The 16275-nt window shown below is 37.8% G+C and carries 15 protein-coding genes; 9 read left to right on the forward strand and 6 right to left on the reverse strand.

What is annotated here, in order from left to right:
* Positions 1-64: 64 nt before the first annotated feature.
* From I2F23_RS08450 to I2F23_RS08460, 3 genes are all read left to right on the forward strand, one after another.
* Entirely contained in the window at positions 65-724 is a 660-nt protein-coding gene (locus tag I2F23_RS08450) for a hypothetical protein (RefSeq protein ID WP_195772161.1), read from the forward strand.
* A gap of 90 nt (positions 725-814) precedes the next feature.
* Positions 815-3571: a magnesium-translocating P-type ATPase gene (gene mgtA, locus I2F23_RS08455; protein WP_195772162.1), complete on the forward strand. Its 2757-nt coding sequence runs from the start codon at positions 815-817 to the stop codon at positions 3569-3571.
* 6 nt (positions 3572-3577) lie between these two features.
* The gene (locus I2F23_RS08460; RefSeq protein WP_195772196.1) at positions 3578-4291 is read left to right on the forward strand and encodes an MgtC/SapB family protein; all 714 of its coding nucleotides are present in this window, start codon (positions 3578-3580) and stop codon (positions 4289-4291) included.
* A 58-nt stretch (positions 4292-4349) separates the two neighbouring features.
* Here I2F23_RS08460 and I2F23_RS08465 read toward each other — a convergent pair whose 3' ends face one another.
* The 3 genes from I2F23_RS08465 to I2F23_RS08475 form a co-directional block, all read right to left on the reverse strand.
* Positions 4350-5669 (reverse strand): adenylosuccinate synthase, encoded by a 1320-nt coding sequence (locus tag I2F23_RS08465; RefSeq protein WP_195772163.1) that lies wholly within the window; start codon positions 5667-5669, stop codon positions 4350-4352.
* Positions 5670-5706: 37 nt separating this feature from the next.
* The gene (locus tag I2F23_RS08470; RefSeq protein ID WP_195772164.1) at positions 5707-6888 is read right to left on the reverse strand and encodes an ATP phosphoribosyltransferase regulatory subunit; all 1182 of its coding nucleotides are present in this window, start codon (positions 6886-6888) and stop codon (positions 5707-5709) included.
* 128 nt (positions 6889-7016) lie between these two features.
* Positions 7017-7469: an Lrp/AsnC family transcriptional regulator gene (locus tag I2F23_RS08475; RefSeq protein ID WP_195772165.1), complete on the reverse strand. Its 453-nt coding sequence runs from the start codon at positions 7467-7469 to the stop codon at positions 7017-7019.
* 152 nt (positions 7470-7621) lie between these two features.
* Between I2F23_RS08475 and I2F23_RS08480 the strand changes: the two genes are divergently transcribed.
* Together I2F23_RS08480 and I2F23_RS08485 are read left to right on the forward strand one after the other, a co-directional pair.
* Positions 7622-8365: an AzlC family ABC transporter permease gene (locus tag I2F23_RS08480; protein ID WP_195772166.1), complete on the forward strand. Its 744-nt coding sequence runs from the start codon at positions 7622-7624 to the stop codon at positions 8363-8365.
* Positions 8362-8664, forward strand: coding sequence for an AzlD family protein (locus I2F23_RS08485; RefSeq protein ID WP_195772167.1), 303 nt, complete (start codon positions 8362-8364; stop codon positions 8662-8664). Before I2F23_RS08480 ends, I2F23_RS08485 begins: the two co-directional genes overlap by 4 nt.
* 32 nt (positions 8665-8696) lie before the next feature.
* Here the strand turns inward: I2F23_RS08485 and I2F23_RS08490 are convergent, their stop codons facing one another.
* The gene (locus I2F23_RS08490; RefSeq protein WP_195772168.1) at positions 8697-9725 is read right to left on the reverse strand and encodes a type I glyceraldehyde-3-phosphate dehydrogenase; all 1029 of its coding nucleotides are present in this window, start codon (positions 9723-9725) and stop codon (positions 8697-8699) included.
* Between the two features lie 251 nt (positions 9726-9976).
* On the opposite strand from I2F23_RS08490, the gene alaS reads away from it, so the two are divergent.
* The 3 genes from alaS (at position 9977) to csrA (ending at position 14441) form a co-directional block, all read left to right on the forward strand.
* Complete coding sequence (gene alaS, locus I2F23_RS08495; protein WP_195772197.1) at positions 9977-12607, forward strand: alanine--tRNA ligase; 2631 nt, start codon at positions 9977-9979, stop codon at positions 12605-12607.
* Positions 12608-12670: 63 nt separating this feature from the next.
* The gene (locus tag I2F23_RS08500; RefSeq protein ID WP_195772169.1) at positions 12671-13951 is read left to right on the forward strand and encodes an aspartate kinase; all 1281 of its coding nucleotides are present in this window, start codon (positions 12671-12673) and stop codon (positions 13949-13951) included.
* A gap of 238 nt (positions 13952-14189) precedes the next feature.
* Positions 14190-14441 (forward strand): carbon storage regulator CsrA, encoded by a 252-nt coding sequence (gene csrA / locus I2F23_RS08505; protein ID WP_195772170.1) that lies wholly within the window; start codon positions 14190-14192, stop codon positions 14439-14441.
* 59 nt (positions 14442-14500) lie between these two features.
* Here csrA and rnhB read toward each other — a convergent pair whose 3' ends face one another.
* Positions 14501-15070 carry a ribonuclease HII gene (gene rnhB, locus I2F23_RS08510; protein ID WP_195772198.1) on the reverse strand — a complete coding sequence of 190 codons (570 nt, stop codon included), beginning with the start codon at positions 15068-15070 and terminating at the stop codon, positions 14501-14503.
* Positions 15070-15465: a hypothetical protein gene (locus I2F23_RS08515; RefSeq protein WP_195772171.1), complete on the reverse strand. Its 396-nt coding sequence runs from the start codon at positions 15463-15465 to the stop codon at positions 15070-15072. The genes rnhB and I2F23_RS08515 overlap by 1 nt, the downstream gene beginning before the upstream one ends.
* Positions 15466-15679: 214 nt before the next feature.
* Here I2F23_RS08515 and I2F23_RS08520 point away from each other — a divergent pair, with 214 nt between their 5' ends.
* Positions 15680-16240 carry a cytochrome b gene (locus tag I2F23_RS08520; RefSeq protein ID WP_195772172.1) on the forward strand — a complete coding sequence of 187 codons (561 nt, stop codon included), beginning with the start codon at positions 15680-15682 and terminating at the stop codon, positions 16238-16240.
* Positions 16241-16275: the final 35 nt, after the last annotated feature.

Here is a 16275-nt window from a genome sequence, read left to right on the forward strand (position 1 = left end):
ATATTTAAATTAATTAAGCACAACCACTTAGGTCACATTCCGCCTCAGTCATGGGGACTAGGCAATGTTTCATTACATTTTTACAATATCGCTATATGTATGCATTATAGGTATTGCAGTTGCTACACGCTTTGCGCAAGCAACGCCTTTGTACAATACAGATGATGCACAAATCACATCAGAAAAGTCATGCCAGTTCGAAATGAACCAGCTATTCAATACCTCTGATACTCAATTTATTTTAAATCCAGCATGTACACTCAAAAATGTTGAACTATCTTTACCCATTACTTATGACGGGAAAGATACGCTTTATGCTGCCCAGCTAAAACATCCACTTTATTTGTCAGATACTTTCGGTATTGCAATGAGTGGAATGTACCAACCCTCTCAATATAATTTGACATCCCTTTGGACTGTCAATCTTCCTCTTTCTTTTTATCACGTTTATAGCGATCTTCAGCTCGATGTAAATATTGGTTGGTATCAAGAAAATCATCACCAAGGCGATCTCTCTTGGTCAATCGCTGCAACGAAACCAATTACTGAAAGACAAAAAATTGGTTTGGAATATTATAAACAACCCCCTGAACAGGAAAAAATTCAAGCCGTTTGGAGCATAGATGTTGTTCCAGATAAAACCAGTTTGTACTTATCTTATGGTCAAAGCATTCGATCATCAGTATCTCATTGGTTCGGCATCGGTTTAAGTTTCGCAATTTAATTCAAACGTCACACTTTTCACATTATCTTAGGGCTTAAATAAAAAATTAAGCCTTACAGACAGCTGCTGTCTAAAATAAGGAGACCCCATATGATTCGTAATCTCTGGGAACAGCTATTTTCACGGTTTTTGAAAAAATATCATCTTACACGTTACTTTTCAAAATCTGCTTCATTTGATGAGTTACAACAAACAAGCTATGCACAGCAGGTTGGTGAACAACTCACAACGACACTGAAACATGCTTCAAAGTGTTCTGTTGATGAACTAGTTTTAGAGAAAAAATCACATATTGAAGGACTTGATGAGCAAGAAGCTGAAATACGCCAAAAACACTATGGGCTGAATGAACTACAATCGGAGAAGCCTTTAGCATGGTGGCAACACCTTTGGTACTGTTATAAAAATCCATTTAATATTTTGCTCACACTTTTGGCTATTATCTGTGCATCTACAGATGATATGAAAGGTACAATTGTTATTTCTACAATGGTTGTCATTTCAACTATTCTAAGATTTTGGCAAGAAGCAAAATCCAATAAAGCTGCAGATGCCCTTAAATCTATGGTGAGTAATGAAGCATCTGTATTTAGAAGAAACTCAGGCTCAAAATTTATAAAAAATGACGATGCTATTTACAATACTAAAGAAAATAAAAATCTAGTCGATATACCAACAAAATATCTTGTCCCTGGCGATATTATTAAACTTTCAGCAGGTGACCTTATTCCAGCCGATTGCCGTCTTATTGAAACAAAAGATCTTTTTGTATCTCAAGCAGCAATGACTGGTGAGTCTATGCCTGTTGAAAAGTTCGCTATACATGAAAGCGAAAATGCAAACGATACGATGGCTTTAGACAATATTGTATTTATGGGTACCAGTATTGTTTCAGGAACTGCAACAGCAATTGTACTCACTACAGGAAACCAAACTTATTTTGGTGCGCTTGCAAAACGTGTTACGGATAATGATCAAGTAGTTACCTCTTTTCAAAAGGGTGTAAATAACGTTAGTTGGTTACTTATTCGCTTTACAATGGTAATGGCACCGATTGTTCTTCTCTTAAATGGTTTTACCAAGGGAGATTGGACAGAAGCATGCTTATTTGCACTTTCAATTGCAGTTGGCTTAACACCAGAGATGTTACCTATGATTGTGACATCCACACTTGCAAAAGGTGCAGTATTTCTGTCTCGTAAAAAAGTTATTGTAAAGCGTTTAGATGCTATTCAGAATTTTGGTGCCATGGATGTTTTATGCACAGACAAAACAGGTACGCTAACGCAAGATAAAATTATTCTATCTAAACATACCGACGTGATGGGGCAAATTTCTGAACCAGTATTATTGCTTGGTTATATCAACAGCTACCATCAAACAGGATTAAAAAACTTATTAGACTTAGCAATTTTAGAGCACGCCTCATCTGAAATAAAGATGGAAAAACTCAGCTATAATAAGCTTGATGAAATTCCATTCGACTTTAACAGACGCCGTATGTCCGTCGTCGTAAAAACACCAAAGAAACAAGCACGTATTATTACCAAAGGTGCAGTCGAAGAAATGCTCAACATTTGTAGTCACGTTGAGATTAATCATGAAATTGTGCCTCTTACTTCCGAGCTATCAAAAACTATTCTGACGAATAGTCAAAACTATAATAAAGATGGTCTACGTGTCATTGCTATTGGTTATCGAGACAGTGAAATTGAAGAAAACAAGACTTATGGCATCAAAGATGAGCAAGGTCTAACACTTGCAGGTTTTCTTACGTTCTTAGATCCTCCAAAAGATAGTTCAGTAAAAGCAATTAAAGCACTTCACGATTACGGGGTAACAGTAAAAGTACTCACTGGCGACAATGAGTTTGTCACTCAGAAAGTTTGTCAAGAAATTGGTTTACCTCACGAACATATTGTACTTGGTGAAGACATTGATGATATGTCACCTGTAGAATTCAAAGAAGCTGTAGAAAAATATCAAATCTTTGCAAAGCTTAATCCTATGCATAAAGAACGCATCGTGACACAGCTTAAAGAGAATGATCATGTGGTTGGTTTTCTTGGAGATGGTATTAATGATGCTGCTGCACTGCGTACTGCCGATATTGGTATTTCTGTTGATACTGCAGTTGATATAGCAAAAGAATCTGCAGATTTAATCTTGCTTGAAAAGAGCTTAATGGTACTTGAAGAAGGTGTTATTGAGGGTCGTCGTACCTTTGCCAACATTTTGAAATATATTAAGATTACAGCAAGTTCTAATTTCGGAAATGTATTTTCTGTTCTTATTGCCAGTGCATTTATCCCATTTCTTCCAATGCTTCCAATTCACTTACTGGTACAAAACCTACTCTATGATGTATCACAAATTGCAGTTCCTTTCGATAATGTCGATGAAGAAGCACTTAAAAAACCGCAACGCTGGGAGGCTAACGGACTAGGGCGCTTTATGATTTTCTTTGGTCCAATTAGCTCAATTTTTGATGTAACAACATTCCTACTTATGTGGTTTATTTTTCAAGCAAATACACCAGAACAACAAACACTATTTCAGTCTGGTTGGTTTATTGAAGGATTACTCACGCAAACCCTTATTGTGCATATGATTCGTACACAAAAAATTCCATTTATTCAAAGTTGTGCAGCCTTACCACTACTGGTGATGACAGCAGTTATTATTATGATTGGTATCTTCTTACCAATGGGACCACTTGCAAGTTACTTCTCTTTACAACCTTTACCGCTTAGCTATTTCATTTACCTACCAATCATTTTATTGGCATACATGGTACTTACCCAACTCCTTAAAAAGTTCTATGTTAAACGTTATGGATGGCAGTAATTTATGATGCAAAACTCAAGCTACCTTCACACAGAAAATTTAGTGAGTACACTCATTAGCCTAACTACTGCTTTTGTGTTAGGTGGGCTTATTGGGTTTGAAAGACAATACCGACAACGAACAGCAGGATTAAGAACCAATGTACTTGTTTGCCTCGGTTCTGCTGCCTTCGTTGATACAGCCATGTTATTGGATCATGGCTCGGGTGCTGTCAGAGTAATTTCATATGTTGTTTCAGGAATTGGTTTTTTAGGCGCAGGTGTCATTATGCGTGAGGGTGGCAATATTCAAGGTTTAAATACCGCTGCCACCCTCTGGTGTTCTGCTGCAATTGGTGCAGCAGCAGGATCAGATCTGATTTTAGAATCAATTATTGTAACTCTATTTATTCTTGCAGCAAACACACTGCTTAGACCTATCGTACACTTTATGGATCGTCGTCCATTAGATGTAGAAACTGAACTACTAAATGTTATTTATGTTGTTTGTGACCGTTTGCGTAGCAAACAAGTGATAGAGCAAATTAACATTGCGCTTAAGCAGTACAACTACCCTGCAAAAGACATTGAAATTGAACCTTTTGGTGAACAAGATGTAGAAATTGAAACTACCTTAATTTCAACATCTATTGAACAACAAGATATGTTCAAAATACTTGAAGTACTCAATGCGATGCCTCAAGTTAGGTATGCCTATTGGGATAAAAATACCATTAATTAATTTCATTTTAAATATAAAAAACCGTAGCTTCAGCTACGGTTTTTTATGACATATTTTATTATGCAGAGAATGGATGACGTAAAATAATTGTTTCGTCACGGTCTGGCCCCGTTGAAATAATATCAACAGGACAACCCACAAGTGCTTCAATGCGTTTTACATAAGCCAAAGCATTTTCTGGAAGTTGATCTACGCTGGTTAAACCAACTGTTGAACCTTCCCAACCTGGCAAAGTTTCATAAATTGGTTTTAATTGTTCAAATGCGATCGCATCAGATGAACCAATACAACCACCATCAACAGCTTCGTAACCTACACAAATCTTAATTTCTTTTAGACCATCTAAAACATCAAGCTTAGTAAGACAAATACCTGTTAATGAGTTTACATCTACTGAACGGCGTAAAATTTCTGCATCAAACCAACCACAACGACGTTGTCGACCTGTTGAAGCACCAAACTCATGCCCTACAACGCCAAGGTGTTTACCAACAGCATCACCTGTATCATTTGCAGCGTCATACACAAGCTCTGTTGGGAATGGCCCACTTCCAACACGAGTCGTATATGCTTTGGTAATACCCAATACATAGTCTAAGTGTAAAGGCCCCATACCAGAACCAGAACTTACTCCACCCGCTGTTGTATTTGAGCTTGTTACATAAGGATATGTACCATGGTCAATATCGAGTAATGAACCTTGCGCACCTTCAAACATAATTGGCTTACCAGCTTTACGGAATTGGTGCAATGTTTCAGTCACATCAATCACAAGTGGCTCAAGTACTTCTTTCCACTCTTTGCAAAGCGCCAATACATCTTCAAATTGAACAGCATCTACACCATAGTACTGAGTTAACTGGAAGTTATGTAGATCAAGCATTTCTTTAAGCAACTGCTCAAGTGCTTCACCGCCACGAACGACATCGGCTACACGAACAGAACGACGTGCAACTTTATCCTCATAAGCAGGACCAATACCACGACCTGTTGTACCAATCTTTGCATTACCACGTTTATGTTCACGTGCTTGGTCTAATGCAATATGATTTGGTAAAATTAATGGACAATTCGGAGAAACACGTAGACGCTCTTTTACAGGAACACCTTCTTTTTCTAAAATTGCCATTTCTTCAATTAAAGCTGCAGGTGAAAGTACAACACCATTCCCAATAAGGCATAAAACGTTTTCACGTAAAATCCCTGATGGAATGAGGTGTAATACAGTTTTTTTACCACCTACCACAAGAGTATGTCCTGCGTTGTGACCGCCTTGATAACGTACAACCGCAGCCGCCTGATCAGTGAGCAGGTCGACGATTTTACCTTTACCTTCGTCGCCCCATTGGGTACCAAGTACCACAACATTCTTGCCCATAATAGCCTCATTACATCATGCTGTTAAAATCACAAATCTATTTTGCAATAGACTCAATTTTTTCAATGCCCCATACCCCATCTTGCAATACAAATTGATGCGTTGCAGATGGTATAGAACTTAGATCATCATTACCTAACAATTGTACGACACTCAAACCTTGCTGACGTGCCTGTGCAATTGCGCTTACTAAATCTGGTTGCATGCCTTTAGGTGCAACAATTGTTTCAATTTCACTAAACTGGCCTTCACATAGCGCATATAAGTCACAGCTAAAACCTGTTGCAGGGCGTGCTCGACCAAAATGCTCACCAATACCATCATAACGGCCACCCTGTGCAAGTGGTGCTGCATGATTTGGTGCATATACAGCATACATTAAACCCGTATGGTAATGATAACTGCGTAACTCTACGACATCTAAACCAATAGATAAGTTTGGCCAACGCTTTTGAATTTCTTTAACAGTTGTTTTTAAACCATCAAATGCAGCTTGGAAATGCGTATCTTTAAGTAAATCATTACTTAGATGTTGTTCTAATAAAGACAGGTTACCTGAATATCTTCCTAAGTTATAAAAATCTTGTCCGTAAGGAAGTGTCTTTGTTACTTCCTCTAATTCAGGTAATGCTTTACGCTGATATAAATCATGCAATAAATGTTCATTATTTTTATCAAGTTTGGCATATTCTACTAAACTTTTAAATAATCCAACATGACCTAGATCTAAATGCGCTTTTTCTAAACCACATGTCGTCTCTAATAGCCCTAACATAACGTCTATCATTTCCACATCTGCTTCGATGCTTTGATGTCCGTAAAGTTCCGCACCCAGCTGGAGTGGTGTACGCGATTCGCTAAAATTTTGAGGCTTTGTATGTAGAATTGTTCCTGAATAACAGTAACGTGCAATTCCCTCAATAGGTCGTACGTGCGCATCGATGCGTGCAACTTGAGGCGTCATATCTGCACGTACACCCAATAAACGCCCGGAAAGCTGGTCAATTACTTTAAAGCTAACAAGATCTAAGTCCTGATTTGCTTCAGATAAAGAAGAAAGAGATTCGATATATTCAATAAATGGTGTATAGACCAACTGATAACCACGACTTGCGAGGAAATCTAATGAATGTCGACGAAGTGACTCAATAACTTGTGCTTGTTCTGGTAATACATCTGCTACCCCATCTGGTAGCAACCAAGTCTCTGAAATTGACATGCTTCAAACCTAAATTCTGTGCAGGGCGGAACGAATCCACATAAAAAAACCGGGACGCACCCGATTTTTTCAAGTGTAACATGATACTTTTCAGCATGCACCTGAGAATTTTACAATTTTAACCTGAACTAAAGTGGTAATGCCGTTGTATGTTTAATTTTTTGCAATGGAATCTCAGTTTTTACATTCTGAATTCCTGAGATTTTATTTAAATGTTGAATTTGAAACTTACGATAAGCATCTAAATCTGCCACAACGATTCTCAAAAAAAAGTCACAATCTCCAGACATAAGTTGACACTCCACCACTTCAGGTAAATTCTTCACTGCATCCACAAACTGATCTACAGTTTTTTCATCTTGCCCCTTTAACCAAATTCTTGCAAATACCGTCAAACCTAAATTTACTTTTAGAGGTTCAATTAATGCAACATACCGCTGTATTATTCCATCGTCTTCTAACTGTTTAACACGGCGCAAACAAGGTGATGCTGACAAGCCAACTCTTATCGCAAGCTCATTATTTTGTAATTTCCCTTCCTCTTGTAATACCCGTAAAATTCTGATATCTGTTTTATCCACATTGATCCCTAAGCATAAAATGCTAAAATTTAAATTATTATTAAAATAATATACCATTTTAGCGTTTTTAAAAGCTAATTTAAGCGACAAATATCTTTAATTAAAACATAAAATAGATTTTCAAATAAAATTTTCATGCATCCTAAAACACCATGTTCATATTCAGAAATACAAGTCAAACCATTTACGAAACTTCTGACTTTGTTTCCTTTAAACGAGGAATAAAAATGTCTATCCCTATTTTATTGGGGATTATTCCTTTTGCACTGGTTTTAGGAACGCAAGCGGCGCAAAAAGGTTTCAGTACGCTTGAAATTCCACTACTTACAGGACTGAACTTCGCAGGCGGTTCAGAGTTTGCCATTTTAGAAATGTGGACAAATCCACCTCAAATTATGATGCTTATTTTTATTACTTTTTTAGTTAATAGCCGGCATCTTTTAATGGGTGCAAGCTTGGTTCCGTATTTAAAGCACCTTCCAAATAAAAAAGTTTTACCGGCATTATTTTTTATGTGTGACGAGAGCTGGGCTTTAAGCATTGCTGATGCCAAGCGGCATCATCGAGGCCGTATTGAAGATGCCTTCAACTTTTCTTTTTATGCTGGTTTATGTTTTTCTTTATACATCATGTGGGTGGTCTTCACTACTTTTGGTGGTGTCATTGGTTCTGTATTAGGAGATATTACTCGCTGGGGATTTGATATGGCATTTCCAGCAGTGTTCTTGGTACTACTTCGAGGCATGTGGACAGGTGTGCGAAATGCCATACCATGGCTTGTTAGTTTAGTGGGTGCTATTTTCGCCTACATGTATTTACCTCAGGGGTGGTATGTTCCTGTAGGTGCGATTTCTGGAATTGTGGCTGCCATTATTATGACAGGAGATGAAAAGTGATTCATAGTACAACACTTATAGCAATTCTCCTGATTGCTGCAACCACTTATTTAACACGCGTTCTTGGTTATGTAGTCTTAAAAAATCGTACATTAACGCCAAGACAAAAAAAGGTATTAGACATTGTGCCTGGATGTGTGCTTATTTCTGTCATTGCACCTTATTTCGTAAGTAGCCATATTTCAGATATGCTTGCTATTATTATTACTGTTTTCGCAGCAACACGCTTTTCACTTTTACCAACTGTTGTTATTAGTATGGTCTCAACCGCATTGCTCAGGCTCATCCTAGTTTCATAAATAGATTACGGGGCATTATTCTGCCCCATATTTCAATGCGCATTAAAAGAATCACATAAATCGAGTAACCGATTTGCATAACCCCATTCATTGTCATACCACGCATAAACTTTGGCCTGACGCCCAACCACCATGGTTTGTGTTAAATCGACTACCAGCGAATAAGGTAAGTGATTAAAATCGCTCGATACTAAATAATCTTCTGTATAAGACATAATTTCAGTATATTTTTCACATGCTGCATGCTTAAAAGCTTCATTTAAAGCATCTACAGTAATTTCAGACTGCGCAATAAATGTTAAATCAATTGCAGCAACATTTAAAGTTGGTACTCGAATGGAATACCCTTCTATACGATTTTCCATTTTAGGTAAAACTTGTTTTAGTGCACCGAGCGCACTTGAAGTGGTTGGAATAATATTATGTCCAGACGCGCGCGCACGGCGTAAATCACGGTGAGCATGATCGAGTACAGCTTGATCTGTTGTCACAGCATGTATTTCAGTCATCAATGCACTTTCAATACCAAACTCATCGTCTAAAATTTTTACAAGTGGAACTAAAGCTTGTGTCGTACAAGATACACTTGAAATTACTTGGTCAGAAACTTTCACATCGTGATGATTTACTCCGTATACAATTGCAGCATCAACATGATCAAACGGTGCTGCACCAATAATTACGCGTTTTGCACCAGCATTGAGATGTTTTTGAGCACCTTCACGAGAACGAAATAAGCCAGTACATTCCAACACGACATCAATACTTAGGCTATTCCAAAGTAAAGCTTCAGGTTCTTTAATGTTTAGGCATCGGATGCACAACGATTGATCTAAGTATTCTACGTTTAAATATGTGGCGTCTTGCTCACGAATAATACGAACACAACCCTTAAATGTCCCATGCGTAGTATCGTATTTAAACAAATGTGCCAATGTTTCAACATCTGCAATATCATTAATCGCAATAATATCAAATGTAAAATGCTTTGGATTTTCAAACCATGCTCTCACAACATTACGTCCAATTCGTCCAAACCCATTAATTGCGATTCGTTGCATGACCTACCCTTATCATTCAATCATTTAAAAACAGGGTTATGTTAAAGCAACTTTTCTTATAATGAATCAAGTTATTTTACTTATTGTCATATTTATAACCCTTTCATTGCAAAAGCATTGGTCATATAGGTATTTTTAGTTATACTTTTATGCCTTTGAAAAATTTAACAGCGATATCGCACCAAGCAAACTGCTTAAACGATATGGCTCTACTATAGAACTAAATGGAGTGACTTGTTGTGAGTACACGTATGACGTCTGCTGAAATTCGTGAAGCCTTTTTGCATTTCTTTGAAACAAAAGGTCATACACGTGTCGCATCGAGCTCTCTCGTTCCCGCCAATGACCCAACATTGCTGTTCAATAATGCAGGAATGAATCAGTTTAAAGACTGTTTATTGGGACTGGAAGATCGAGGCTATACACGCGCTACCTCTGCACAAAAATGTGTACGTGCAGGCGGGAAACACAATGACCTTGACAATGTTGGTTATACCGCACGTCACCATACATTCTTTGAAATGCTGGGTAACTTCTCATTTGGTGACTACTTTAAACGTGATGCAATTCAATTTGCATGGGAATTTTTAACGTCAGTTTTAAAACTAGAAAAAGATCGTCTCTACGTCACTATATATCATACAGATGATGAAGCATTTGATATTTGGAACCAAGAAGTCGGTATAGAAAGCAGCCGAATTATTCGTATCGGTGACAACAAAGGTGCAAAATATGCATCTGATAATTTTTGGACAATGGGTGATACAGGCCCTTGTGGACCATGTTCAGAAATTTTCTATGATCATGGCGATCACATTTGGGGTGGTTTACCTGGCACACCTGAAGAAGATGGCGACCGCTTTATTGAAATTTGGAATATTGTATTCATGCAGTTTAACCGTACTGCCGACGGTGAACTACACTCCCTTCCTGCGCCATCAGTCGATACTGGCATGGGCTTAGAACGTGTGGCTGCAGTACTTCAACACGTAAATTCAAACTATGAAATTGATATTTTCCAACATCTTCTAAAAACTGCCGCAGAAATTGTTGGTATTAAAGATGAAGGACAACCTTCATTACGCGTCATTGCAGACCATGCCCGTTCTTGTAGTTTCTTAATTGCAGATGGTGTATTGCCTGGTAACGAAGGTCGTGGGTATGTATTACGTCGTATCATACGTCGTGCAATTCGCCACGGTCATAAACTTGGTGCAACGGGTACATTCTTCTACAAGATGCTTCAACCACTTATTGATGTCATGGGAGATGCTTACCCTCAGTTAGTTGAAAATCGTGACCGCATTGAAAATGCTCTCATTAAAGAAGAAGAGCAATTTGCAAAAACACTAGAACAAGGACTTAAAGTACTTGAAGGTGAACTTGCACAACTTCAAGGTAACCTTATTCCAGGTGAAGTTGTATTTAAACTTTACGACACATACGGCTTCCCAGCAGATTTAACTGCCGATATTGCACGTGAGCGTGATTTAACCATTGATGAATCTGGCTTTGAAACTGAAATGGCAGCACAACGTCAACGTGCACGTGATGCTGGTAAGTTTAAAGTAGACTATAACAATATTGTAAAAGTTGATACACCTACTCAATTTGAAGGCTATCAAGCGACTCAAGGTCAAGGGAAAATTCTTGCGATCTATAAAGATGGCCAACAAGTTGATGAAGTCCAAGAAGGTGATGAAGCACTTATTGTGTTAGATAACACACCATTTTATGCAGAAAGTGGTGGTCAAGTTGGCGATACAGGTATCTTCAAAAATGATACAGGTATTTTCGAAATCCTAGACACACAAAAATCTGGAACTGCTTTTATACATCAAGGTGTGATTACTGTAGGTCATCTACGTGTAAATCAGCAAGTCAATGCCAATGTCGAAACAAAATTACGTCAAGCCATTTCTCGTAATCATTCTGCGACACATCTGCTTCATGCAGCATTACGTAAAATTCTAGGTACACATGTAGAGCAAAAAGGCTCATTGGTTGCATCCGATATTTTACGTTTTGATTTTTCAAATGATCAACCTGTCACATTTGAGCAACTTCAAGAAATTGAACGCCTTGTTAACCAAGAAATTATTGCCAATACACCTGTAGTTACTGAAGTTTTAGATATTGAAACAGCTAAAACGAAAGGTGCGATGATGCTTTTTGGCGAAAAGTATGGTGAAACTGTACGTGTACTTACTATGGGTACAGTACATGATGAAAAACCTTTCTCTATTGAGCTATGTGGCGGTATTCATGTTGGCTATACAGGGCAAATTGGTTTATTCAAAATTACATCTGAAGGTGGCGTTGCAGCAGGTGTTCGACGTATTGAAGCAGTCACAGGCAATAAAGCAATTGTGAATATGCAAAAAGCAGATACCACCATTCACCACATTAATGGACTGCTTAAAGCACAAAAAGACCAAACTATTGAGAAAGTTCAAGCAACTGTAGAGCATGCCACAAGCTTGCAAAAACAAATTGAACAACTCAATCAAAAACTTGCAAATTTGCAAGCTGTAGAACTTCTACAACATGTGAAAGAGATTCAAGGTCGCCAAACCTTAATTGCTTCACTTGAAAATGTAGATGCAAAATCACTTCGTCATTTACATGACAGTGTAAAATCTAAGTTAGACAATGCTGTTATTGTTTTAGCAGGTACACAAGATGATAAAGTAAGCTTACTCGCATCTGTTGCAAAGCAATACACGACTAACTTAAAAGCAGGCGATATTATCAAACATTTAGCATCTGAACTTGGTGGTAAAGGTGGTGGTAAACCTGACTTAGCACAAGGTGGCGCGCCACTGAACGAGAAGTTTAATCAGGTCATTGCAGACTTACCTGCATGGTTTGACCAACGTTAAGACTTTACTTTTGTGTAACTGACCCTGAATGCCTATCAGGGTCATGGCTTATATGGAATCATTATGGCATTAATCGTTCAAAAATATGGTGGTACTTCAATGGGTACTCCCGAGCGCATTTTAAATGTTGCTCGTCGTGTGAAACGTTGGCACGATCATGGCCACAAAGTGGTGGTAGTCGTATCAGCAATGAGTGGTGAAACGAACCGCCTACTCTCTCTCGCGAAAGCCATTACCGAAACACCTGATCCGCGTGAAATAGATCAGATGGTCTCTACCGGTGAACAGGTGACAATTTCCATGTTAGCTATGGCACTTAACTCTATTGGTGTTGAAGCTAAATCGTATACAGGCCGTCAAGTTGGTATAAAAACAGATAATGCCTTCACAAAAGCACGTATTGAATCTATTGATACTCAGTCAGCATCTGCTGATCTAGATAAAGGGCGTGTAATTGTAGTTGCAGGATTCCAAGGCATTGATGCTGATGGCAATACAACAACACTTGGTCGTGGTGGCTCAGATACAACAGGTGTTGCACTAGCTGCAGCTTTAAAGGCAGACGAGTGTCAAATTTATACCGATGTCGATGGTGTATACACCACAGATCCTCGTGTTGCACCTAAAGCGAAAAAAATTGATCGTATTTCATTTGAAGAAATGCTTGAAATGGCATCATTGGGGTCAAAAGTATTACAAATTCGCTCTGTTGAATTTGCCGGAAAATATCAGGTACCATTACGTGTATTATCAAGTTTCGATAATGAAAATGATGGTGCTTTCGATGATGAATTCAAACAAAACGTAGGTACATTAATTACAACTGAGGCAGAAGACAACATGGAACAACCTATTATCTCTGGTATTGCATTTAACCGTGATGAAGCAAAATTAACAATTTTAGGTGTTCCTGATGAACCTGGAATTGCTTCAAAAATTTTATCACCTATTAGCAATGCAAATATTGAAGTAGATATGATTGTTCAAAACATCGAAGAAGATGGAACAACTGACTTTACTTTTACTGTAAACCGCGTTGACTATGCAAAAGCAAAAAATATTTTAGAAACAATTGCTCAAAATATTAAAGCACGTGAAGTTTCTGGTCGAGATAACATTGTTAAAGTTTCAATTGTTGGTGTTGGCATGCGTTCACATGCAGGTGTTGCAAGCAAAATGTTTACAGCTTTAGCTGACGAACGTATCAATATACTTATGATTTCTACCTCAGAAATTAAAGTGTCTGTACTTATAGAAGAAAACTATTTAGAGCTTGCTGTACGTTGTTTACATACTGCTTTCGGTTTAGATCGTGAGCACGGCGAAAGTAGTGCTCGTGCATAATTTCTAAACAATTAGTGATCTCGTTGTAATAAGAATTGTTATAATTTTCTAGAGCCACTCTATTTTATATAGAGTGGCTCTGTTATATTAGATAAATATATTTGGAAATATTTTGCCATAAATTATAATATTTCATTATAAATTCGAATGACAAAATAAGTCCTAGAGGTTGTAGTTTTCTTTTCCTATATTCGTAGGCGAAATAGCTGCAGGTTTAGCGCTTAGCAAGGAGATAAACATGCTGATTCTGACTCGACGTGTCGGAGAAACTTTAATGATTGGGGATCAAGTCAGTGTGACAGTGCTTGGTGTAAAGGGAAACCAGGTACGTATTGGTGTAAACGCACCAAAAGAAGTGTCTGTTCATCGTGAGGAAATCTATCAGAGAATTCAACATGAGCGCGCGATGCATGAACATCTTCAACACATTGATCAAGATTATCAACCATCCTACTTCGATGAATATAATCAAGACAAATTTAATCGCTAATATTCAACGGTTAACTAAACATTAAAAGCGACTTTAGAAAGCCGCTTTTAATGTTTTATTTATTGTTGAACTTGTAGTTTCTTTATTGGGCTATAGCTTTTTCTATGGGCTTCAATAATGCCATGTTCCGCAATTGCAAGTAAATGTGCTTTTGTCGGATATCCTTTATGTTTAGCAAACCCATATTCTGGATATTGCTCATCTAACTCCACCATCTGCCGATCGCGTGTCACTTTTGCAAGAATACTTGCAGCACTAATTTCAGGATATAAAAGATCTCCCCCTACAATTGGGTGACATTCTATATCTAGCCCCTTAATCATCTGATTACCATCCACCCAAACTTGTTGAGGAGCATGAGTTAGCCCATCAACTGCTCTACGCATTGCCAAGAAGGTAGCTTGTAAAATATTTATTTCATCAATTTCATCATGCGTTGCTTCTGCAATTGACCATGCAAGTGCTTTTTCTTGAATTTCAACAAATAATTTTTCGCGTTTCTTTTCACTTAATTTCTTGGAATCGTTCAAGCCCACAATTGGATTTTTGGGATCTAATATAACCGCAGCTGCAACTACTGAACCTACCAATGGACCTCTACCCGCTTCATCTACACCAGCAATAATCATCATTTTAAGGCTTTTGCCATACAAGATGTGATTGTTTTTTCAATGACTTGATGTGCCAGTGTTGCTCGTGCGCTTTGATCTAAGGCCGCATTAGCAAGATCCATAACCGTTACACTTTGTGGAGCCTGATCGCTTACACATCCACATGTATTGTTTTGGACAGTTTGTTGCTGTGAGGTACTCATAACCTTACTTGCAACTTGCCACGCTTGCATTTTGTTCATTTCATTTACACATTTTGCGTCAATGGCTATTTTAAGTGCTGTCATACCAATTTGCTGTGTCATGCCTTGTGCAGTCGATGTATCTGATCCGCTAGATGAGCCTCCAGTACCCGTAACACATGCACTCAACATAAGAGCCATTGGCACCAAGCACAGTAATTTTTTATTCATCAGTTTTACCCTATTATCAGATCATCTATTTTGAAGAAATCTACAAAAATAAAATACACTTATCAATGTAGTTCGAGCATATTTAAGCCAAACTAGAGAACTTTATCGTTGCAAATTCTGCAACACACCGTTGTATATTTGTATGTTGTGATTAAATTGCACCATTTATATTGTATACAGACCATTATTTCTGTTCCTTATTAGAGAATTTCAAATGTCTGCCAGACCGCAATATTACACACGTACGGCACAAATTTTACATTGGCTTATGGCCGCAATTTTTATTACTGCATGGTTTATTGGTTTCTATAGTGGCAATTTTTTAAACTATGATACAGACGGGGCATTCAAAGGTAATGTAATTACATTGCATAAAAACATCGCGACACCAATCCTTTTTTTAATTGTAATACGCATATTTTGGCGATATACGCACCCAACTCCTGCTCTTCCAGAAAATATGTCTGCACCAATGAAAAAAATGGCACACGTCATTCACTGGATTCTATATCTTATTCTATTAGCACTTCCTATTACAGGGTGTTTATTTAGTTGGTCTGCAGGTCATCCAGCGCCAGTACTTTACTTATTTAACTTACCAACGCTCATTGAGCCTAACCCACAAATTACTGCAATTGTAAAACCGATCCATGTCTATCTTTCGTGGTTCGCAGGATTGCTGATTGTTGTACATATTCTTGCTGCTTTAAAACATCATTTCGTAGATCGGGATAATGTCCTTAGAAGTATGACCTCTCAACAAACCAAAGACTAAAGAAAGGCACTCATTGAGAGTGCCTTTTTTCTATT

Origin of the sequence: Acinetobacter pollinis (assembly GCF_015627175.1) — a bacterium.
Lineage (GTDB): Bacteria > Pseudomonadota > Gammaproteobacteria > Pseudomonadales > Moraxellaceae > Acinetobacter > Acinetobacter pollinis.